We start from the raw sequence: 20,476 nt of genomic DNA, 5'->3' as shown, positions 1-20,476 counted from the left end.
CTCACGCCAGCGCCTCCTCGACGATCCGGCCAAGCTCCGGCGCGATGTAGGAGAGGTCTTCCTCGTCCTTGATCAGCACGCCGATGGCGCGGCGGAAGGCTTCCGGCCATGGGCTGCCGCCTTTTTCGAGGATGGTCGCGGCATTGGCCCATTCGACTGCCTCGGCGATACCGGGCGGCTTGGCGAGCGGGCGAGCGCGGATGGACTGCACGGCTGCCGCCACGGCACGCGCCGTCGCCTCTGCCACATTGCCGGCGCGCAGCATGATGATGGCGGCCTCGCGCTCGGCGTCGGGATAGCCGATCCAGTGATAGACGCAGCGGCGGCGCAGCGCCTCGGCCAACTCGCGGGTGCGGTTCGAGGTCAGGATGACGATCGGCTGTGCCGTGGCGCGGATGGTGCCGCGCTCGGGAATGCTGATCTGGAAGTCGGAGAGGAATTCCAAGAGCAGCGCTTCGAATTCGTGGTCCGAGCGATCGATCTCGTCGACCAGCAGCACGCGCTGCTCGGGTGCCTTCAGCACCTGCAACAGCGGCCGGGCGATCAGGAAACGGTCGTCATAGATGTCGATCTCATGCTCGCCGGCATGGCGGATGGCGAGCAGCTGGCGCTGATAGTTCCACTCGTAGAGCGCGTGCGCGGCGTCGATGCCTTCATAGCATTGCAACCGCACCAGATCGCGGCCGAGCAGCTCGGCGATCGCCTTGGCCGCTTCCGTCTTGCCGACGCCCGGTGCGCCTTCGAGCAGCAGCGGCTTGCCCAGCCGGATTGCCAGGAAGATGGCGGTCGAAAGGCTTTCATCCGCCAGATAGCGTGAGGCGGCAAGGTGCTGCGCCACCGCCTCCGGCGAGGTCGCGACAGTCTCGGCGCTTGGCAAAGTCATTGCAGCCCTCAGTTCGCCGCTTGCGCCTTCAGCGCGCGCAAGATCCGTTCGGGCGTGATCGGCAGCGTGTCGATGCGCACGCCGATGGCGTCGAAGACGGCATTGGCGACGGCGGGGATTTGCGGGTTGGCGCACATTTCGCCCGGTCCTTTGGCGCCATAAGGGCCGTCGGCGGAGGGACGCTCCAGCACGATGATTTCGGTCTCGGCGAGGTCGCCGGGGCCGGGCATGAGATACTGGTTGAAGTCGGTGCCGCCATGGTCCCGGTTGGGATAGTAGGGCTCGGTCGTCTCGTAGAGTGCGTGGCTGATGCCCATCCAGGAGCCGCCGACAAGCTGCTGTTCGACCATTTTCGGGTTCAGCGCGCGGCCGATCTCGAAGACGTTCTTGACCGTCAGCACCGTCACTTCGCCGGTTTCGTCGTCGACCTCGACCTCAGCCACGGTGCAGGCATGCGCGTAGCAGGTCGATGGCTTCATCGCACCGGTTTCCTTCTCCGGATAGGAGCGCGGGATCAGGAACATGCCGCGGCCGGAAATCGAGCGGCCGCGCTTGAAATGTGCCGACAGCGCGACATCGAAGATCGAGATCGATTTCTGCGGCGCGCCCTTGACCAGGATGTTGCCCTGGCCGTCGGTTTCGAGGTCGGAGGCATTCACCTCCAGCTCCTCGGCGGCCACTTCCAGCATCACCTGGCGGGCTTCCCTGGCCGCCTGGATGACGGCGTTGCCGGCGCGGTGCGTGCCGCGCGAGGCGAAGGTGCCCATGCAGTGCGGGCCGGTGTCGGTGTCGGCAGTGTCGACGACGACGCGGTCGGTCGGCACGCCGATCGTCTCGGCGCAGATTTGCGCCATGATCTGCTTCATGCCCTGGCCGAGATCGACCGATGACAGCGTCACCATGAAATTGCCGGTCGGCGTCGAATGCACCAGCGCCTGCGTCGGGTCGCCGCCGAGGTTCATGCCTGTGGGGTAGTTGATCGCGGCGACGCCGCGTCCACGCCGGATCGCCATCTCAAGCTCCCTTCACGTAGGAGGACATCGCCATGAATTTTTCCGCCACCGGCCAGTTGGCGGCGCGCGAGGCTTCCTGCATGCATTCGATCAGCGCCGCACCCTCGGTCGGCTGGCGATGCGCCTTCATGTCGCCGTCGCGATAGGCGTTGATGAAGCGGAATTCGAGCGGGTCCATGCCGATCAGCCGCGCCAGCTTGTCCATCTGCACCTCCAGCGCGAAGTCGCCGATGGTGACGCCGAAGCCGCGCATGGCGGAGGAGGGCGTGCGGTTGGTGTAGACGCAGTAGGTGTCGATCCAGACGTTGGGGATGGTGTAGGGGCCGGGATAGTGCCCCGCACCCTTCTGCGCGCCATAGGGCGAGTGGCGCGAATAGGCGCCGGCATCGGTATAGCCAGTGACCTTGCGCGCGACGATGCGGCCGTCGCTCATGACGCCGTCCTTGATGACGACCTTTTCGGCCGCGCGGGGTGACGATATCTGCATCTCCTCCTCGCGGCTGTAGATGAAACAGACCGGTCGCCCGGTTAATTTTGCGCCGAGGATGGCGATGGGCTCGACGATCACGTCGACCTTGCCGCCAAAGCCGCCGCCGACGGTGCCGCCGACGAAATGCAATTTGCTGCCGGGCATCTGCAGAATGATCGAGGTGTTGTCGAGGGTGAAGAACATCGCCTGCGTGTTGGTGTAGCAGGTGAAGCGGTCATTGCCCTCGGGCGCCACGACGCAACCGGTGGTCTCGGTCGGCGCGTGTTCGATCGGCGAGGACTGGTAGCTCTGCTCCAGCACATGGTCCGCGCCGGCGAAGCCCGCCTCGACATCGCCGAAGCGCACCTTGCGGCACTCGCCGCTGTCATAGAGGTAGTAATTCTGGCCGTGATATTCGTTGACCAGCGGCGCGCCTGGTTTCAGCGCCTCTTCCATATCGAAGACGGCAGGCAACACTTCGTAGTCGACCTTGACCTTGGCGGCGGCCTCTTGTGCCGCGCGCTCGGTCTCGGCCAGCACCGCCACCACGGCCTCGCCCTTCCAGCGCACCTTGCCGTCGGCCAGCACGGTCTCGTCTTCCGGCCCGATCTGAATCAGGATCAGGATGGTGTAGACGTTGTGCGGCACGTCCTTGGCGGTCAGAATTTTCACCACACCCGGATGCTTTTCCGCTTCCGACGTGTCGATCGAGCGGATGCGGGCATGGTGATGCGGGCTGCGCACCATCTTCAGGTGCAGCATGCCGGGGAAATTGCGGTCGGCGAAAAAGGTGGTCTTGCCGGTGACATGGCCGGGCGAATCCGAGCGCGGCCTTGGCTGGCCGATCTCGTGCAGGTCATCCTTGCGGACATCGGCGAAGTAGCTCTTGCGCAGTTGCATTCTTTTTGTCCCCTCAAGCCGCGTTCTGCGAGTTGGACCGCGCGGCGGTCAGCACCGCCTGGATGATCGGCTCGTAGCCAGTGCAGCGGCAGATGTTGCCTGACAGCGCCTCGACCACCTCATCGCGGCTCGGATTGGGCGTGTGGTCGAGCAGCACCTTGGCCGCCATGATCATGCCGGGCGTGCAGAAGCCGCATTGCGTGGCGAACGTGTCGAGGAAGGCGCGCTGCAAGGGATGCAGCACGCCAGCCTCGGAAAGCCCTGACGTGGTGCTGATGACGGCGCCATCGCAGGTCTCGGCCAAGGTCAGGCAGGAGAGCCGGAGTTCGCCGTCGATGATGACCGAACAGGCACCGCAGGTGCCCTGATGGCAGCCGCCTTTCGGTGAAGTGTCGCCGATCTTGTCGCGCAAGGCGTGCAGCAACGTCGTGCCGCTGTCGACGAATTCGGCCTTGTCAGAACCGTTGAGCGTGAATTGGACCGGGACCTTTGCCATGTTTTCCTCCCAGCGCGCCTGCCCGAACCATCGGACAGACGCGCGCCCCCGAACGAAATATTATGCGAGCAGCAGCCGGCCGAGATGGACCGGCAGGACTTCATTGCGATACCAGGCGCTGGCAATCGGATCGGTGATCGGCGAGGTGCCATCCCTGGCTGCGGCTAAAGCCGGCGCGATGCTGTCCTTGGTCAAGCTACGACCGGTCAGCGCTTTTTCGGCTGCTATGGCGCGCATTGGCCGATCGGCCATGCAGCCAAGTGCAATCCGTGCCGAAGACACGGTGCCGTCCGGCGACCGTTCCAGAACGCTGGCGATGCTGAGCACCGAGACGCCCTTGGGCTTGACCCTCGACACTTTCAGGAAGCGGAAACTGTCGGCCTTCGGAAGCGTGAAGCTCACGGAAGTGACGATGGCGCGGCTGCCGTCCCGATTGGCCAGGAAGGTCTCGATCGGTGTGTCGCCGTCATCGGTGCTGATCGTGGCGTCGAGCGCCAGCAGGGCGACAGCGAAATCGCCATAGGGAGCCGGGGCAAAAAGATTGCCGCCGACGGTCGCCATGTTGCGGATCGCCGGGCCACCGACGGCGCGGGCGGCCTTGGCAAGTGCATCGAGGTCCGGATGGCGGGCGATCGCCGCCATGGTCACCGAAGCGCCGATGCGGACTTTGTCGCCGGCAACAGCGATGGTGGACAGAGACGGCTCGGTCGACCTGATAAGGCCGGAAACCGAAACATCGCCTTCATTGGCCGCGCGGACCACGAGCGTGCCGCCACCGAGATAGCGTGTGCCAGCGGCTTTTAGCGCCGCGTTGGCGTCCTTCACCGTTGCGAAAGTCTGCAGTGCTAGCGCCATGGCTTGGCTCCTGTCAGCTCTGGCCGGCGAAATGGCTTTTCAGCGCGTTGAAGCCGCCCTGGAAGACATTGGTGCCCATGCCCTCGGCCAGCTTGTCGGCTTCCTCGGGCGCGGCATCGAAACTGGCGGTCCATTCGGCATAGGTGCGGTCGCCATCGGTGACACGCCGCAACTGCAGCGTTGCCTTGTGATTGGTAAGCGGCTGCGGCGTCTCCAGGATGGAATAGCTGACGAGGAAATTCTGATCGGAGAAGTCGAGCAGTTTTTCACGGATGCGAGCGCCGCTGGCGAGCTGGAAGTTGCGCACGCTGCCGATCGTCGAGGCGTCCTTGCCGTCCTCGATATGGCTTTCGACCATGCGCGGATGCCAGCCTGGCAGTCCGTTGAAGTCGCGTATGCGCGCCCAGACCTTTTCGACCGGCGCGTCGATGACGCTGGAGATGGTGACTTTGGCCATTCAAATCTTCCCTTGCAAAAACGATCCGGTGCAAGGGTAGGCCGGCCACTTCAACGGCGCTTATCAATGCGTCTTGAGCGCGTATCAAGGAGTCTGAAAAAGGGTCGACCTCCGGATTTCTTTCCTTGCCACCCTTCAAGATGCATCAAGCCTTTGATTGCGCCGTTTGCCAGCAGCGATTGTAGGCTGCTGGCTCTGTTTTGCGCCAAGCTACCTCTCGCGGCGCATCCACCTGGCTAGAAAGGGGCGGTGCTATAGACCGCCCCTTTCTAGACCTCAGTTCCGGCAGTTGGGACTGACAGGGTCATACAGTCGTGGGCTCACCCCGAGACACTTGGACGTCGACTCGGCGCCGGCGTTCCCGATGGTCCCTGCCTGGACAGGGTCCACCATGGCTTTAGCGACGAATGAAGTCGCCGGGTCACCCCAGGTATCGAAGTCGCCATTGTCGGCACGTAGACTGTGAACGCCGACAAAGGGGGCGGTATTCGAGTAGGCGGCTTCGCTCACGATCGAGTTCGCCAAAAGGCCGAACACTACAAGTGAAACCGTACGAGTGGTGCGAGTATTCTGGTTAGAAGCAAAGTACAACATGTCAACCTCCTTTTATTAGTTATTGGTCTCTCGTGATTGAGAGACTGCATGGAGGTTACGAACGGGTCCGGAGCCTTCCGTGAAAAAAAGAAGCCCCGATCGTGAAAACTCGAAACCGGAAATTCTGATTTGACGGGCGGTGGCTGTCGGAAAAGGACTGGAGACCCAAGACGTGATACATGATATTGAGCTAAATTACACGATGTGAGGCGTCGTGACCTATGGTCGGAGCAACTGAACCAGACACGCGGCCGTACCTAAAGTTGCTGGGCAGAGTTGCCTTGCACGATTGTGACGGGCGCGACCTGACTCCGAAATCCCGAAGGTCTGTCTGCTTACTCGCTTTTCTGGCGCTGCAGCGCGATGGGCAAGCCACGCGAGAGAAAATCTGCGGATTGCTATGGAGTGGCAGAGGTGACGAACAAGCGCGCGACTCGCTTCGCCAAACCTTGGCCGACCTCAGACGCACATTAGGAGCAAGAGCCAAACAGCTCCTTCGAGCCACAAGAGACACGATTGGAATCGAGCTGGGAGAACTCCGCGTCGATGTGCGGATAGTCGAACAGATGTTGGCCCAAGGGAACCCCGAAGCAATCCTCTTTGCGGCGGACCATTGGGATGGTGGACTCTTGGAGGGCCTGCTTTCTCCGGACCCCGAATTCGACGCCTGGCTGAGCATCGAGCGGACGTACATAACAGAAATTTTCGTGCGTTCGGCTGACGTGGCTCTTGCGGTCGCCGTTCGAACGGGATGCGAGCCGGACCTTCACAAACTGGCGGAGTATCTCATTCGAATTGAGCCAACAAACGAGGCTGCCCACTCGGCTTTGATTGGATGGGCGCTAGACAAAGGCAATGCATCCGCAGCACTTCGACGCTATGAGGCATGCCGCGAGGCATTTAGACGTGATCTTGATTCCGAGCCCCCATTGGCTTTACGGCGGCTCGCCGAAGCCGCGCAGAATCCCCAGCGCGAAGCTTTGAGCCGACAGGCGTCAGGCCGGTCATTGACTTGCCGGCGGCTGCCTTCCGTAGCGTTGATTGCCAGGCCACCAGTAGGGCCGCCGGAGTTTACCAACGGGCTCGCTGGTTTCCTGTTTGAGGAGCTGGTGGGTGCATTGGGACGATCGCACAGTCTTGCGTTGTTGCTCCCAACGCACCCCGACGAACGCCTCGATGCGACTTACACGCTCACAATGAATATGTGGGTCGACGAAAGGCGGCTGCAGGCTTCTTTCAGATTGAGCAGGAACATCGATCGGACGCATCTCCTTTCGGAGCGAATGGACAATGAAAACCTGGGCATTGTTGCAGAGTCGCTGGCCGATTTGGATCGGATTGTCAGTCACGTTGAATACGCAATCGCCACCGACCATCGTCAGGCAGCCAAAGAACTAGAGGACGCTTACAGTCTATGGCTGAATGCCGACCAACTAACCGAAAGTTTTCGTCCCGCAGATCTCGCTAGCGCTGTCTCAATGTTGCATCGAGCCGCCGCGCTGGACTCGGGATTTTCTCGCCCAATCGCAGGACTCGCTTCCATTCAACTTTCTTACCCTATGGCAAATCCCGGCAACGAGGCCACGCCACAATCGTTCAGCGAGGCGCTCGCATTGGCGAAGAATGCAGTGGCGATCGATCCATGGGACGCCAGGAACCACGGAGTTCTAGGATGGGCTTATTATCGCACGGGCCTTTACACTCAAGGTGAAAGGGAGTTCAGACGCGCGGTCGAGCTTGATCCCTGTGATCCTTTGGTATTGATTGCCGCGTCTGAGGGCCTTGCTTACAGCGGTGACGCAAATGCGGCCGTCAAGTATGCCGAAAGGGCGTTTCTGCTTCATCCTGCCGCGCCCGACTTTTTCCACTGCTTCGGACTTCAGGCATTTGCCATACTCGGGGCCTACGAACGAGCCCTTTTTCACGGCTCGGCACTGCGGTCATTCGGATTGGCCGAGCCCCTTGCTTGGAATGCATTCGCGTTGGCCAAAAGCGCACGCCACGACGAAGCTCGCGCATCCACGGTTGCATTCCTGCAGGTAGTTGAAAATCATTGGGGAGGCGCGTGCAATTTTAGCCCTGCTGCTGCGCTAAAGTGGTTGGATCAGATCATCCTTGTGGCTGACCGGCACAGACGCGAGGAGTTTCTCGCCTGCATTGCCACACTTCTCACAGAGGTCACAGGCTCTCCGATGCCGATTACTACTTACACCCCATAATTGTCACGAAACCCAGCTCTCGCAGGTATTTTTTTAAGCCTCCTTTTCTCTCATTCACCACCGGTATCACGATATGCACGACAGACTTTTTGTCTCGGACAACCTTTATCGTCAAATCAGCCAACTGCGACGGTTTTATATCGGCTTGCTCCAAGAAGAGGTTTGGGTTCTCGGCGAACTTGTCGAATTCAGCTTTGTCAGTAGCGGCTCGATAAATAAGTTCCCCTACTTTCAGGCAGGCCGTTGAGTTGGCTTTAAAAGTTAGCGACTTGCTGCCCTTAGCGGCAGGAATGGTCCGGAGTCGCATCTCATACCTCCTTGGTAAGCTTTTCAAGCTTCCGTAAGTCCAGAATGTATGGCTCAGAGAAATTTTAGAGAACTCTAACACATAAGACTGTCAGCACAAAGAGGCGTACTGAACCGGTGAACGGAAATTTCGATTTACTTCATCTGACCCATACCGATGCTCCTGCGGAGTTCATCGTCGCTGCACGGGAGTCCGCTGGCAAAGCCGAGATACTCGGCTCCGGACGGGGTCTGACGCGCGAGAATGCGCTGGCATCTTGTCTCGGCGAAATGGCGGAGCGAGCGGCGGCGTCTAAAATCGACGCTCTCCAGATTATTGAGGCGCGTGCAATCGATCTGCCAGGACGTTCTATCGCGCCCAACCAATTTTGGCAGTTTTCGGACATTCAGCTCCGAGATGGTCCCAATCCAGGTGAATTGATTTCACCGCGCGCATGGTCGGTCGTCAAGGAACATATCTCCAACTGCACCAGCTGGTGCTTGGCGAAGCCAAATCGCGCTGGCCCAGACGTATTCGTGCCGATCGTCAACGTCGTGCTCGGTGAGGGACCGACAGATAGCAATGGTCTTGCCGCCGGCATTGACCGCTCCGCTGCCCAGGTCACCGCGCTGCTGGAACTTGTGGAACGAGATGCCGTCGCTATCTGGTGGTACGGGCGCATAAGACGTCCTCCGGTGTCGCTCGGAACGCTTGATGAACCGGCCCATTCGGATCTGCGGCATTGGCTAGAGCGGCGGCAACGACGCACCTGGCTCCTGGATCTTACGAACGACCTCGGCGTGCCAGTCATCGCCGCCATTTCGGCCGATCAGAACGGCTCTAATATCGCCTATGGTTTCGCAGCGCATTTGTCGGTCCGGCAAGCCAGTCAGGCGGCCGTCTTGGAGATGTTGCAGAGCGAGCTATCGCTTATCCTCGCCGAGAAGAGGGCGTTGCAGTCCGGTAGGCCGGAAGGCCCAGCCGGACGGTTCCTGTCTTGGTCGCGCTCCGCGTCGGTTACACGCATGGCCCACCTCTTGCCCGATCTCGACGCAACTGCCATTCCTTCTACCAACTCGCCAGCTGCGGATCTGAGCGATGTGGTTGCGAAAAAGACCGGGGTACCAGTAGTATTTGTGGACCTTGATCTGCCGGACGATACATTCAAGGTTGTTCGTGCATTATCACCTTGCCTTCGGTCATGGCGGCCCAGATTTCGAAGAGGTCGACTTCAGTCTGTACCTCGGACTCTTGGTTGGGCGCGTGAGGCATTCGACGAGACCTCTTTTGATGGTAACGTCATTCTAATCTAGATCCAGGGATTGCAATATCGGCTGATGCTGAAGCCTGTCGGCTCCGCCAGCTAACAAGCGAGAGACAGCGCTGTCATCGCAACATTTGCGCGCTGCGGTAATTCAATGCCCGCTTGGGTGGTCGGCAATTCGGCCGAGCGCAAACGAGCGTCCGCTTCCGGGTCGATACGTGACGGTCCAGATGGCTATCCCGCACGTTCGGAGAGGGCGCAAATGAGACATCGCTTCCCGACTGCATTCGATGTCGCAATACGGTGGGAGTCTGAAGAAAGGGGCGGCGGGCGGTTGGTTCAGGCGATCGCCCGCGCGGCCTCGCGGTAGAGCGTCGGCGGCACGCCGACATGGTCGCGGAAGAAGCGCGAGAAATTGCCCTGCGTGGTGAAGCCGAGATTGCAGGCGACCGCGATCAACGGCTCCTGCGACCATTGCAGCTGCCGCACCGCTTCCTCCATGCGCAGCGTGTTCCAGTAGACGTTGGGCGTCAGATTGGTCTGTTCCTTGAACAGCGCGAAGAAATGCGGCCGCGACAGGCCGACGCTGCGCGCCACGTCGTCGAAGCAGATGCGCTCGCAGACATTGGCCTTCATCAGCTGGATCGCCTTGCGGACGCGGAAATCCTGCATGGTGTTGATGCGGACACGCGCCTCCTGCGGCGCCGAGGCGTCGGCGGCATCGAGCACGCTATCGATGAAACGCTCGATCTCGTAATTGGCGATATCGTCGATGCTCTCATTGTCGCTGAGATGGTCGAGCAGATTGGCGGCGGCCTGGTGCAGCCAGGGCTCGAGCGTGATCGCGGCTTGTGAGAACAGCGGTGCGGACGAAGGCAGGTCGCGGCGGCGCCGCGCCCAGTCCGGATCGATGTAGAAGGCGAGGAAGAGGCCGGGTGTGCCGTCTCGCGACAGAATATGGCTGTGCGGCTGGAAGGAGTTGATGCCGGCGGCGGTGCGCGGTCCAAGCGGTACCGTTTCGCGGCCGATGGTCATCTCTCCGGCCGTGCCTTCCAGCCAGATGATCAGATGTGCCTCGACATGGGCATGGGTGACGAAGTCGCTTGCGACATTCAGGACAGAAACATGTCCGAACCGGCCCCAGTAGAGCCTGATCGCTTCCGTCATGGGTATTCCTCCCGCAGACGACTGGCCTCCCTTCGCCTGCAGCGGGATTGTGCGGCTGAGTTTGGGGTCGCGTCAAGACTCGGGGGTGCGGCGGGGGCGGATGACGGCCGATGCCTGTGGATTTTCAGACTGAGCGATAGGCACTGGAACGAATAACGGTTGGGGAGGACGCCAGCCCCTCAAACCGAAGCCGTCATGCCGCCATCGACATACAGCGTATGGCCGTTGACGAAGGAGCATGCATTTGACGCCAGAAACACCGCGGCGCCGATCAGCTCGTCGACATTGCCCCAGCGCCCGGCCGGTGTGCGCTTTTCCAGCCAGGCGGAAAATTCCGGATTGTCGACCAGCGCCTGGTTCATCTCGGTGCGGAAGTAGCCGGGCGCGATCGCGTTGATCTGCAGGCCGTATCTCGCCCAGTCGGCGCACATGCCCCTTGTCAGGTTGCGGATCGCGCCCTTGGTTGCGGTGTAGGGCGCGATGTTCGGCCGGGCCAGTTCGCTCTGCACCGAACCGATGTTGATGATCTTGCCCTTGCCGCGCGGGATCATGTTGCGGGCGACCGCCTTGCCGGCGTGGAAGGCGCCGGACACATTGGTCTTGAACAGCCGCTCCCATTGCTCCTCGGGAAAATCCTCGAGCGGGGCGCGGAACTGTACGCCGGCATTGTTGATGAGGATATCGATAGGCCCGATCTCGGCTTCGATGCGGGCAATATCCGCGTTGACTGCCTGAAAATCGGTGACGTCGAAGGTCGAAGCATGCGCCTTGAAGCCGGCATCGCGTAGCTTGTCGACCGCACTGTCGATTCTGGCGGCATCGCGGCCGTTGAGCACCACGCTGGCGCCGTGTTCGGCGAGACCGCGAGCCAGGGCGAAACCTATGCCTTGGCCAGAACCGGTGATCAGCGCAAGCCGCCCATCAAGGCTGAACAGGGAGTTTGTCATCACACTGTTTGTCGTTTGACCATGATCTCTGGACAAACGGTTCCGTTTGTCCGAGAAAACCGGTTCCCACTTTTCGGGATCATGGTCCTACTCGCTGCGGCGGAAATTGCGGATGCGGTCGAACAGCACCGCCAGCAGGATGGCGCCGCCGATGAACACGCCTTGCCAGAAGGCATTGATGCCGAGCAGGCCGAGGCTGTTGCGGATCACCTCGATCAGCGCCGCGCCGACGATGGCGCCGAAGGCGGTGCCGACGCCGCCGGCCAGATTGGCACCGCCAATGACGGTGGCGGCGATCACCTGCAGCTCCATGCCGGTGCCGAGATTGGTGGTGACGGCGCCCAGCCAGCCGGTCTGGACGATGCCGGCGATGCCTGCCGACAGCGCCGAGATCATGTAGACGGCAACCTTGATCTGACGCACCGGAACGCCGGTCAGCGTCGCCGCATGCTCGTTGCCGCCGATGGCGAAGATGTGCCGGCCGAACTTGGTCCAGCGCAGGATGAAGCCGGTGATCAGCGCCAGAAGGATCATGTAAAGCACCGGATTGGCGATGCCGAACACCCAGGCGCCGCCGCCCAATGCCAGAAGCTTGGCGTGGTCCGGCCCGAACTGGAAGACGACGGTGTTGTTGGATGCCACCATGGCCAGGCTGCGGGCGATCGACAGCATGCCGAGTGTCACCACGAAGGGTGGAAAGCCGAGATAGGCGATCAGGATGCCGTTGAACGCGCCGATGGCAAGCGCCGTGGCGATCGAGGCCAGGATGCCGACCTCGATCGAATAGCCGGCATGCATGGTGACGGCCAGGATCATCGACGACAGGCACAGCACCGAGCCGACCGACAGGTCGATGCCGCCGGTGATGATGACGAAGGTCATGCCGAGCGCAATGATGGCGACGAAAGTGATGTTGCGGGTGATGTTGTAGAGGTTCTTCGAGGTGGCGAAGGCGTCGGTGGCAAACGACAGGAACACGCAGGCGAGGATGACGGCGATCACCACCCAGAAAGTCTGGCTGGCAAACAGCCGCGCGGCCAAGGATTGCTGCTTGTGTTCGATCGGCTGGTCAATTGTCAGTGCCATCGTCGACCTTCATCTGCTGTGCGTGGTGGAATTCGCTGAAATCAAACCTGTTCGATGGCGCCGGTGATCAGCCCGGTGACTTCCTCGGGCGAACTCGACGCAATTGTCTTGTCGGCAACCTTGCGGCCGCGCCGCATGACGATGACGCGGTCGGCGACGGTGAAGACGTCTGGCATGCGGTGGCTGATCAGCACCACTGATATGCCCTGGTCGCGCAAATGGCGGATCAGGTTCAGCACCTCGGCGACTTGGCGCACCGAGATTGCCGCCGTCGGTTCGTCCATCAGCACGATCTTGGCCTGCGACAGCATGGTGCGGGCAATTGCCACCGCCTGGCGCTGGCCGCCCGACATCTGCTTGACGAGGTCGCGCGGACGCGTCTCGGACTTCAATTCGGCGAAGAGCTGGCCGGCACGCTTGTACATCGCCGCATAATCGAGGATGCGGAACGGGCCGACGCCGCGCCGCAATTCGCGGCCAAGATAGACATTGGCGGCGGCGGTCAGATTGTTGCAGAGCGCAAGGTCCTGGTGGACGATCTCGATGCCGTGCTGGCGGGCTTCCGCCGGCTTGTGCAGGATCAGCTCCTTGCCGTCCATGTGCATGGTGCCATGGCTCGGGCGGAAATTGCCGGCGATCATCTTGACCAGTGTCGACTTGCCGGCGCCGTTGTCGCCCATCAGGCCGACCACCTGTCCGGGCTCGATCGACAGCGAAACGTCGTTGACCGCCTGGATGGCGCCGAAATGCCTCGAGATGTTGGTGAGTTCGAGAACCGCCACCAGCCTTTGCCTCCCCGTGCCTTGCGGCCTGCTGCTGTTCCCGGCGTGAATGCCGGCGCTGCTTTGGCCCGCTCTCCCCAGCTCCTCCCGGAAACAGCGTTAGCGTTGTTTTACGCAAAAGCCGGCGCGCGTCAATCAATTGTCGGACGAATTGAAGTCCGGGTTATTTTAAAAATCCGTTTTGTAGGACAAATAGCATTGACGTTGGCGGCGAGCCGATATTAGCTAAGCGTCGGAGGAGATTATGCCGATCCCTGCTGGCGGTTCGCCTGACGGAATCAGCGGAGGTTTATCGGTCGAGGTTCCGGCTGTACCCATGTGTTCGAGCCGGTCTGAAGCCGCATCTGGAAATGCTTATCGATCTGGCCTGGCGACACGAGCGCTCGCGAAACGAACGTCTGTCATCACGCATCCGGTCGATCTGTGTGGCGGGCACGCCGTGTCCGTCTGTTTCAAGGGAGGACTGACATGAGGAAAACACTTTTGCTCGCCGCCGTCGCCGCCATGGCGTTGGGTGCCGGGCCGGCTTTGGCCAAGAAACAGCTCGTCATCGTCGTGAAAGGTCTCGACAATCCGTTCTTCGAAGCCATCCACCAGGGCTGCGAGAAATGGAACAAGGAAAACGCCAGCTCGGAATATGAATGCTTCTACACCGGTCCGGCGTCGACCTCGGACGAGGCCGGCGAGGCGCAGATCGTCCAGGACATGCTGAGCAAGGCCGACACCGTGGCGATGGCGATTTCGCCGTCCAACGCGCCGCTGATCGCGCAGACGATCAAGACCGCCAATCCGACGATCCCGATCATGACCGTCGATGCCGACCTCAGCAAGGAAGATGCCGCACTTCGCAAGACCTATCTCGGCACCGACAACTATCTGATGGGCAAGAAGATCGGCGAGTACATCAAGAAGGGCAAGCCGAATGGCGGCACGATCTGCACGATCGAGGGCAACCCGGCCGCTGACAACATCCTGCGCCGCGCCCAAGGCATGCGTGACGCATTGTCGGGCAAGGACGGCCTCGCCGCACTTGCCGGTGAAGGTGGCTGGACCGAAGTTGCCGGCTGCCCGGTGTTCACCAATGACGACGGCGCCAAGGGCGTGCAGGCGATGACCGACATCCTCGCCGCCAATCCCAAGCTCGACGCCTTCGGCATCATGGGCGGCTGGCCACTGTTCGGCGCTCCGCAGCCCTATCGCGACCTGTTCGGGCCGCTCAAGGACCGGATCGCCAGCAACGACTTCGTCATCGGCGCCGCCGACACGATCGGCGACGAAGTGGCGATCGCCCGTGACGGCCTTGTGACTGCTCTGGTCGGTCAGCGGCCGTTCGAAATGGGCTACAAGGCACCGTCGGTGATGATCGACCTGGTCGAAGGCAAGGCCGTCGCCGATCCGGTGTTCACCGGCCTCGACGAATGCACCAAGGACACGGTCGACACCTGCATCCAGAAGTAGGGTCTCGATTTCGGGGCGCCCGGTGACGGGCGCCCCGTCAATTCCTCAACGGACGCAATAGGTTGGGGCAACAGGCTCCGGCTTTGGTGCGCCCATGATCTGGATTTTCGGCAACGAGATCGGCGCGCCGCGCAGGTCCGGACCAGTCCGGACAACAGACGGCCGACGCATTGGAACGTGGATGCCGGACGAGAAGTCAAAGAAGCGTGCCGCCCGGGCCAAGGCACAAGCCAGCTCCCGTCCGGCCATCATGCGCAAGGCTGGTGCCGCGCACTTTGCGGGAGCCAGCGTCCATGTCTCGCTGGCCGGCGAGATTGGTCTGCGGATCGTGCGTGGCAACTATCCACCCGGCACCATCCTGCCCAACGAAGCCAAATGGGCCGAGATCTTCAATGTCAGCCGTTCAGCCGTGCGTGAAGCCATCAAGATGCTGATGGCGAAAAGCCTGTTGGCATCGCGGCCCAAGATCGGCAGCTGGGTCGAGCCGAAGGAGCGCTGGAACCTGCTCGATCGCGACGTGCTGGCCTGGTATGCGACCGCACCCGACCGCGAGGCGTTCCTGCGCACCGTGCAGGAGTTTCGCCACATCATCGAGCCGGAAGCGTCGGCCTTTGCCGCCATGCGGCGCAGTGACGAGCAGATGGCGGAGATCAGCCAGGCCTGCCGCGAAATGGGCGAGGCCCTGAGCCTGCAGGAGCGTATCCGCGCCGACACGCGTTTTCACCTCGCCATCCTGCGTGCTTCGGGCAACGACCTGCTAGTGCCGCTCGGCGTGCTGATCGAATCGGCGCTCGACCATCTCTTCGCGTTCACGACGCAGCAGGTCGGCGATCAGCGTCAGGCGCAGAAGCTGCATGAAGCGATCGAGAAGAACATCCGCCTGCAGCGTCCAGCCGCCGCGCGCAACGCCGTGCACAAGCTTTTGGCCGACACCGATGAGGGGATCGGGCGAGGGCGGCGTTGATCGGCGCCTGCGCTTTACTCAAATCGTCTGCTTCTTGCCATCTTTCATCGGCATCAGGTCGACGCCGTTCACCTCAGCGATATGCGTCGCCAGCATCGGCACGAACTGCTCGGCCGGGCCGGTGGCATGGGCGCCGGCAAAGGAGTTCTTGGTGGCGTTGCCGAGCGGGTTGGCGATGCCGGCGGCACCCGCCATCGATTCCAGATAGGTCAGGTCCTTGAAAGCGTTGGCAATGGTGAATTTGTGGGCGTCGCGGTCGCCTTCCAGCGTCCAGCGCATGAAAGTCTGGTAGAAGCCGCAATCCATGCGGCCGTTGCGGATGACGCTGTCGAAGCGCGGCGGCGAGATGCCGACCTTCTCAGCCAATGCCAGTGCCTCGGAATAGATCGCAGCGTAGCCGAGCGAGATGAAGTTGTTGAGTAGTTTCATGCGGTGGCCGTCGCCGGTGTCGCCGATATGGACGATGCGGCCGGCCCAGGTTTCGATCACTGGTTTCACCCTGGCAAAGAGGGCGTCCGGCGCGCCGACCATGGCGTCAAGCGTGCCTTCCCAGGCTTCCTTCGGCGTGCGGCTCAGCGGCGCGTCGACAAAATCGATGCCGAGCGCCTTGAGTTCCGCTGCCAGAGCCACCGTCGAGACCGGATCGGAGGTCGAGCAGTCGACGACGACCGAGCCCTTTTTCAAGCCCTCCTTGAGGCCGCCGGGGCCGCGAATGATGGCTTCGACCTCGCGCGAACCGGTGACGCAGATGAAGACGATTGTCGATGCCGCCGCGACATCGCGCGAGGTCGATGCTTCCTTCGCACCTCGACCGAGCAGGTCCTCCGCGGGCTTGCGGTTCTTGCGGCCGAGGAAGGTCAGGCTGTAGCCCTTGTCGACGATGTTCTTGGCGATCCCGTGCCCCATCAGACCAAGGCCGATGAAGCCGATCTTTTCGCTCGCGACAGTCGTGTTCATGTCTTCAAGTCCTGTTGCAATGATTGATGTCAAGCGCTGCCGTTTTGCAGGCGAGGGTGGTTGCGGATGGCGATATTGTCTGACAATACACATAAATCCCAGAGGATGTGGAGAGCAAAATGACGAAGCGGATCATGTTCACCGGCGGCAGCGGCAAGGCCGGACGCCATGTCGTGCAGTATCTGGTGGAGCAAGGCTGCCAGGTGCTCAACATCGACACCAGGCCGCTCGACAATCCCAAGGTGCGGACGCTGATCACCGACATCACCGACAGCGGGCAGGTGTTCAACGCGCTGTCGAGTTATATGGGCCTGCATGAATTCGACCCGTCGCTGCGCCCGCAGCCGGTCGATGCCGTGGTCCATTTCGCCGCCATCCCGCGCATCATGATCACCACCGACAACGAGGTGTTCCGCATCAACGCGCTCGGTACCTACAATGTCATCGAGGCGGCGGTGAAGCTCGGCATCCGCAAGGTTATCATCGCCTCCAGCGAGACGACCTATGGGCTTGTGTTTGCCAACGAGCCGCGTGATCCCAAATATTTCCCGCTCGACGAGGAGTATGATGTCGATCCGATGGACAGCTATGCGCTGTCCAAGATCGTCAACGAGAAGACGGCACGCGCCTTTGCGCAGCGCAACGGCACCGACATCTATGCCCTGCGCATCGGCAACGTCATCGAGCCGCATGAATATTCGCTGTTTCCGAAATGGTTCGCCGATCCGGGGTTCCGCAAGCGCATCGCCTGGAGCTATGTCGACGCGCGCGACCTCGGCCAGATCACGCTGCGCGCCATCGAGAAGGACGGGCTCGGCTATCAGGTGTTCAATGCCGCCAATGACGACACATCCTCCGACCTGCCGACTGCTGAGTTGCTGAAGCGGTTCTACCCCGGCGTGCCGGTCAAGGCCGAGCTTGGCGAATACGAGACGCTGCTCTCCAACCGCAAGGCGCGCGACGTGCTGGGTTTCCGCCCGGAGCATAGCTGGCGCAAATACGTCAAGCAGGCCTGATCCGCGGGAGCAATAGGGGCTGATCTGTGCACAGCGGCCGGCTTTGCGGCGCAAGCCGCTTGCCGCGCTTGACAGTCTCGTCAATCCGGACTTTCTGGAACCTATGCGGGACGCGAAGCCGAACAAGGAAAAATCGCCAGCGAAAGCGGCCTCCGCCGACCGCCCGGCCGGTGTTCGCCGACCCGACGCGGCGCGCATTCCAGGCTCGAGCGTCCATGCCTCTCTGGCCAGCGAGATTGGCCTCAGGATCGTGCGCGGCGACTATCCGCCCGGCACCATCCTGCCCAATGAAGCGAAATGGTCGGAGACCTTCAGCGTCAGCCGCTCGGCGGTGCGCGAAGCGATCAAGATGCTGATGGCCAAGAGCCTTTTGGCGTCACGTCCCAAGATCGGCAGCTGGGTCGAGCCGAAGGAACGCTGGAACCTGCTCGATCGCGATGTGCTGGCCTGGTACGCGACGTCGCCGGACCGCGAGGTGTTCCTGAAGACCGTGCAGGAGTTCCGCCACATCATCGAGCCGGAAGCGACCGCCTTTGCCGCCATGCGGCGCACCGACGAGCAGATGGCCGAGATCAGCCAGGCCTGTCGCGAGATGGGCGCGGCGACCAGCCTGCAGGAGCGCACCCGCGCCGACACGCGCTTTCACCTCGCCATCCTGCGCGCTTCGGGCAACGACCTTCTGGTGCCGCTCGGCGTGCTGATCGAATCCGCCTTCGATCATCTCTTTGCCTATACGACGCGGGAAATCGACGACCTCAACCACGCTCAGAAGCTGCACGAGGCGATCGAGAAGAACATCCGCCTGCAGCGGCCGGACGCGGCGCGCAACGCGGTGCGCAAACTGCTCGCCAACACCGACGGCGTCATCCGCGCCCGATAAGGCGGATCGCTTCTAGTCGTCCTTCTCGCGCCCGAAGGCGGTGCGCAGTTCGTCCTTGGCGTTCTCCAGCACTTGCCTGCGCGCGGCGGGCAGGTTCTTGCCGGCGCGGTTGATGTAAAAATTCAGCATCGACATAGCGGATTGAAACGGCTCGGCCTTGCGCCGGTGGCTGTGTTCGGCGGATCGCTTGAGCGAGGCGGCGATTTTCCTGGCGTCGTCGGATTCAAAGACATGATCCTCGAGATTCATCGCGTCGCTGTGCTCGGTCACCTCGGCCGACCATTTTTTCTTGGTGGCGGTCATGGCTCGACTCCTTTGCGGGTTTGCCTGTTGGGAAACTCCGCATACTGGCATCGGTTCCTGCATTCGCCTCAGGCCTGGAGCCACGGATTTGCCCGCTGTGGCGCTGCTGCGACCTGAGAATGCGCCGATAGTGGCGCAAACGGCAGCCGATCTCTGAGACCGCCGACAGGAAACGCCTTGACCCGAACCGACAACATCCCGCCGAGCCCCGGCATCGACAGCTCCTATGCCTGGATGCGGCTTGCCATCTCGATGCTGCTGGCGACGATCGGCGCCGTCGGCATGTGGGCTGTCGTCGTCGTGCTGCCCGCCGTGCAGGCCGAGTTCGGCGTCGACCGCGCTGCGGCGTCCATGCCCTACACCGCGACCATGGTCGGCTTTGCCGCCGGCAACGTGCTGGTCGGCCGCGCCATCGACCGGATGGGCTACTGGATCCCGGCGCTGCTCTCCACGATTGCGCTTTCCGCCGGCCTTCTGCTCGCGGCGCTGTCGACCTCGATCCTGCAATTCACCCTTGCTCAAGGGTTGCTGATCGGCGTTGGCACGTCGGTGATCTTCGGGCCGCTGATCGCCGATATCTCGCACTGGTTCAACCGGCGGCGTGGCGTCGCCGTGACTGCGGCGGCCGCCGGCAACTACCTCGCCGGTGCGTTCTGGCCAACCATCATGCCGACGCTGATGAAGGCGGAAGGCTGGCGCTTCACCTATGCGGCAATCGGCATCTTCTGCCTGGTCACCATGGTGCCGCTGGTGCTGATGCTGCGGCGCGGTGCCCCGGCGGCAGCCGCCGCCGGTTCGCCCGGAAGCCGGACGGTGCAGCCGATCTCGCTGTCACCGGCGGCGTTGCAGGTGCTGCTGGTCGTCGCCGGGCTCGGCTGCTGCGTGGCGATGTCGATGCCGCAGGTGCATATCGTCGCCTATTGCATGGATCTCGGCTACGGCGTGGCGCATGGCGCCGACATGCTGTCGATCATGATGGCAGGCGGCGTCGTCAGCCGGCTGGCATCGGGCTTTCTCGCCGACCGTATCGGCGCTGTGTGGACACTGATGATCGGCTCGGTGCTGCAGTGCCTGTCGCTGCTGTTCTACATCCCGTTCGACGGGCTTGCCTCGCTCTATGTGGTGTCGCTGGTGTTCGGCCTGTCGCAGGGCGGTATCGTGCCTTGCTACGCGATCATCGTGCGCGACTACATGCCGGCCAAAGAGGCCGGCCAGCGTATCGGTATCGTCATGATGGCGACCATCTTCGGCATGGCGATCGGCGGCTGGATGTCGGGCTGGATTTACGACCTGACCGGCTCCTACGCGGCTGCGTTCCTCAACGGAATTGCCTGGAATTTGCTGAACATACTGGCGATCGGACTGTTGTTCTGGAGAGCAAGGCGCAGCGCCGCGGTGATGGCCTGAAAGAAGGCAGCGATCTTCGCACGCACGCCCGGCACGCGCCTTGGCTTGACAACCGACGGACGCCGCGCGACGC

At 62.0% G+C, this 20,476-nt stretch carries 20 protein-coding genes; 7 read left to right on the top strand and 13 right to left on the bottom strand.

What is annotated here, in order from left to right:
• Position 1 precedes the first annotated feature (1 nt).
• From EJ076_RS25115 to EJ076_RS25090, 6 genes are read right to left on the bottom strand one after another with little or no spacing between them, the layout of a single operon-like run.
• Entirely contained in the window at positions 2–883 is an 882-nt protein-coding gene (locus EJ076_RS25115) for a MoxR family ATPase (RefSeq protein WP_126069641.1), read from the bottom strand.
• An 8-nt stretch (positions 884–891) separates the two neighbouring features.
• Positions 892–1,896, bottom strand: a complete 1,005-nt coding sequence (locus EJ076_RS36070) for a molybdopterin cofactor-binding domain-containing protein (protein ID WP_109661024.1) — start codon at positions 1,894–1,896, stop codon at positions 892–894.
• Between the two features lies 1 nt (position 1,897).
• Positions 1,898–3,265, bottom strand: a complete 1,368-nt coding sequence (locus EJ076_RS36065; protein WP_126069640.1) for a xanthine dehydrogenase family protein molybdopterin-binding subunit — start codon at positions 3,263–3,265, stop codon at positions 1,898–1,900.
• A gap of 13 nt (positions 3,266–3,278) precedes the next feature.
• Complete coding sequence (locus EJ076_RS25100; protein WP_126069639.1) at positions 3,279–3,761, bottom strand: (2Fe-2S)-binding protein; 483 nt, start codon at positions 3,759–3,761, stop codon at positions 3,279–3,281.
• Positions 3,762–3,821: 60 nt separating this feature from the next.
• Entirely contained in the window at positions 3,822–4,616 is a 795-nt protein-coding gene (locus EJ076_RS25095) for an FAD binding domain-containing protein (RefSeq protein WP_126069638.1), read from the bottom strand.
• A 13-nt stretch (positions 4,617–4,629) separates the two neighbouring features.
• Positions 4,630–5,073: an SRPBCC family protein gene (locus tag EJ076_RS25090; protein ID WP_109661032.1), complete on the bottom strand. Its 444-nt coding sequence runs from the start codon at positions 5,071–5,073 to the stop codon at positions 4,630–4,632.
• A gap of 1,142 nt (positions 5,074–6,215) precedes the next feature.
• Between EJ076_RS25090 and EJ076_RS25085 the strand changes: the two genes are divergently transcribed.
• Positions 6,216–7,886, top strand: coding sequence for a BTAD domain-containing putative transcriptional regulator (locus tag EJ076_RS25085; RefSeq protein WP_164548725.1), 1,671 nt, complete (start codon positions 6,216–6,218; stop codon positions 7,884–7,886).
• Here the strand turns inward: EJ076_RS25085 and EJ076_RS25080 are convergent.
• Complete coding sequence (locus EJ076_RS25080; RefSeq protein ID WP_126069637.1) at positions 7,870–8,193, bottom strand: hypothetical protein; 324 nt, start codon at positions 8,191–8,193, stop codon at positions 7,870–7,872. The genes EJ076_RS25085 and EJ076_RS25080 overlap by 17 nt on opposite strands.
• Positions 8,194–8,309: 116 nt before the next feature.
• Here EJ076_RS25080 and EJ076_RS25075 point away from each other — a divergent pair, with 116 nt between their 5' ends.
• A complete protein-coding gene (locus EJ076_RS25075; protein WP_126069636.1) occupies positions 8,310–9,485 on the top strand; it encodes a YcaO-like family protein in 1,176 nt (391 codons plus the stop codon).
• 290 nt (positions 9,486–9,775) lie between these two features.
• Here EJ076_RS25075 and EJ076_RS25070 read toward each other — a convergent pair whose 3' ends face one another.
• The 4 genes from EJ076_RS25070 to EJ076_RS25055 form a co-directional block, all read right to left on the bottom strand.
• Complete coding sequence (locus tag EJ076_RS25070) at positions 9,776–10,603, bottom strand: AraC family transcriptional regulator (RefSeq protein ID WP_126069635.1); 828 nt, start codon at positions 10,601–10,603, stop codon at positions 9,776–9,778.
• A 179-nt stretch (positions 10,604–10,782) separates the two neighbouring features.
• Complete coding sequence (locus EJ076_RS25065) at positions 10,783–11,550, bottom strand: SDR family oxidoreductase (protein ID WP_126069634.1); 768 nt, start codon at positions 11,548–11,550, stop codon at positions 10,783–10,785.
• 87 nt (positions 11,551–11,637) lie between these two features.
• Positions 11,638–12,636, bottom strand: coding sequence for an ABC transporter permease (locus EJ076_RS25060; protein WP_126069633.1), 999 nt, complete (start codon positions 12,634–12,636; stop codon positions 11,638–11,640).
• A gap of 41 nt (positions 12,637–12,677) precedes the next feature.
• Entirely contained in the window at positions 12,678–13,418 is a 741-nt protein-coding gene (locus EJ076_RS25055) for an ATP-binding cassette domain-containing protein (RefSeq protein ID WP_109661049.1), read from the bottom strand.
• 468 nt (positions 13,419–13,886) lie between these two features.
• Between EJ076_RS25055 and EJ076_RS25050 the strand changes: the two genes are divergently transcribed.
• Complete coding sequence (locus EJ076_RS25050; protein WP_109661051.1) at positions 13,887–14,876, top strand: sugar-binding protein; 990 nt, start codon at positions 13,887–13,889, stop codon at positions 14,874–14,876.
• 181 nt (positions 14,877–15,057) lie between these two features.
• On the top strand, positions 15,058–15,840 hold the full coding sequence (locus EJ076_RS25045; protein WP_126069632.1) for a FadR/GntR family transcriptional regulator: 783 nt from the start codon (positions 15,058–15,060) through the stop codon (positions 15,838–15,840).
• An 18-nt stretch (positions 15,841–15,858) separates the two neighbouring features.
• Here EJ076_RS25045 and EJ076_RS25040 read toward each other — a convergent pair whose 3' ends face one another.
• On the bottom strand, positions 15,859–16,797 hold the full coding sequence (locus EJ076_RS25040; protein WP_126069631.1) for an NAD(P)-dependent oxidoreductase: 939 nt from the start codon (positions 16,795–16,797) through the stop codon (positions 15,859–15,861).
• A gap of 119 nt (positions 16,798–16,916) precedes the next feature.
• On the opposite strand from EJ076_RS25040, the gene EJ076_RS25035 reads away from it, so the two are divergent.
• Entirely contained in the window at positions 16,917–17,813 is an 897-nt protein-coding gene (locus tag EJ076_RS25035; RefSeq protein ID WP_126069630.1) for an NAD(P)-dependent oxidoreductase, read from the top strand.
• Between the two features lie 103 nt (positions 17,814–17,916).
• Positions 17,917–18,693 carry a FadR/GntR family transcriptional regulator gene (locus tag EJ076_RS25030; RefSeq protein ID WP_109661461.1) on the top strand — a complete coding sequence of 259 codons (777 nt, stop codon included), beginning with the start codon at positions 17,917–17,919 and terminating at the stop codon, positions 18,691–18,693.
• A 12-nt stretch (positions 18,694–18,705) separates the two neighbouring features.
• Here the strand turns inward: EJ076_RS25030 and EJ076_RS25025 are convergent, their stop codons facing one another.
• Positions 18,706–18,996, bottom strand: a complete 291-nt coding sequence (locus EJ076_RS25025) for a DUF3175 domain-containing protein (protein WP_164548724.1) — start codon at positions 18,994–18,996, stop codon at positions 18,706–18,708.
• 177 nt (positions 18,997–19,173) lie between these two features.
• Here EJ076_RS25025 and EJ076_RS25020 point away from each other — a divergent pair, with 177 nt between their 5' ends.
• On the top strand, positions 19,174–20,403 hold the full coding sequence (locus tag EJ076_RS25020) for an MFS transporter (protein WP_109661059.1): 1,230 nt from the start codon (positions 19,174–19,176) through the stop codon (positions 20,401–20,403).
• Positions 20,404–20,476 lie beyond the last annotated feature (73 nt).

The organism is Mesorhizobium sp. M7D.F.Ca.US.005.01.1.1 (assembly GCF_003952545.1).
Classification (GTDB): Bacteria; Pseudomonadota; Alphaproteobacteria; order Rhizobiales; family Rhizobiaceae; genus Mesorhizobium; species Mesorhizobium loti.
This window is presented reverse-complemented; position numbering and strand designations above follow the sequence as displayed.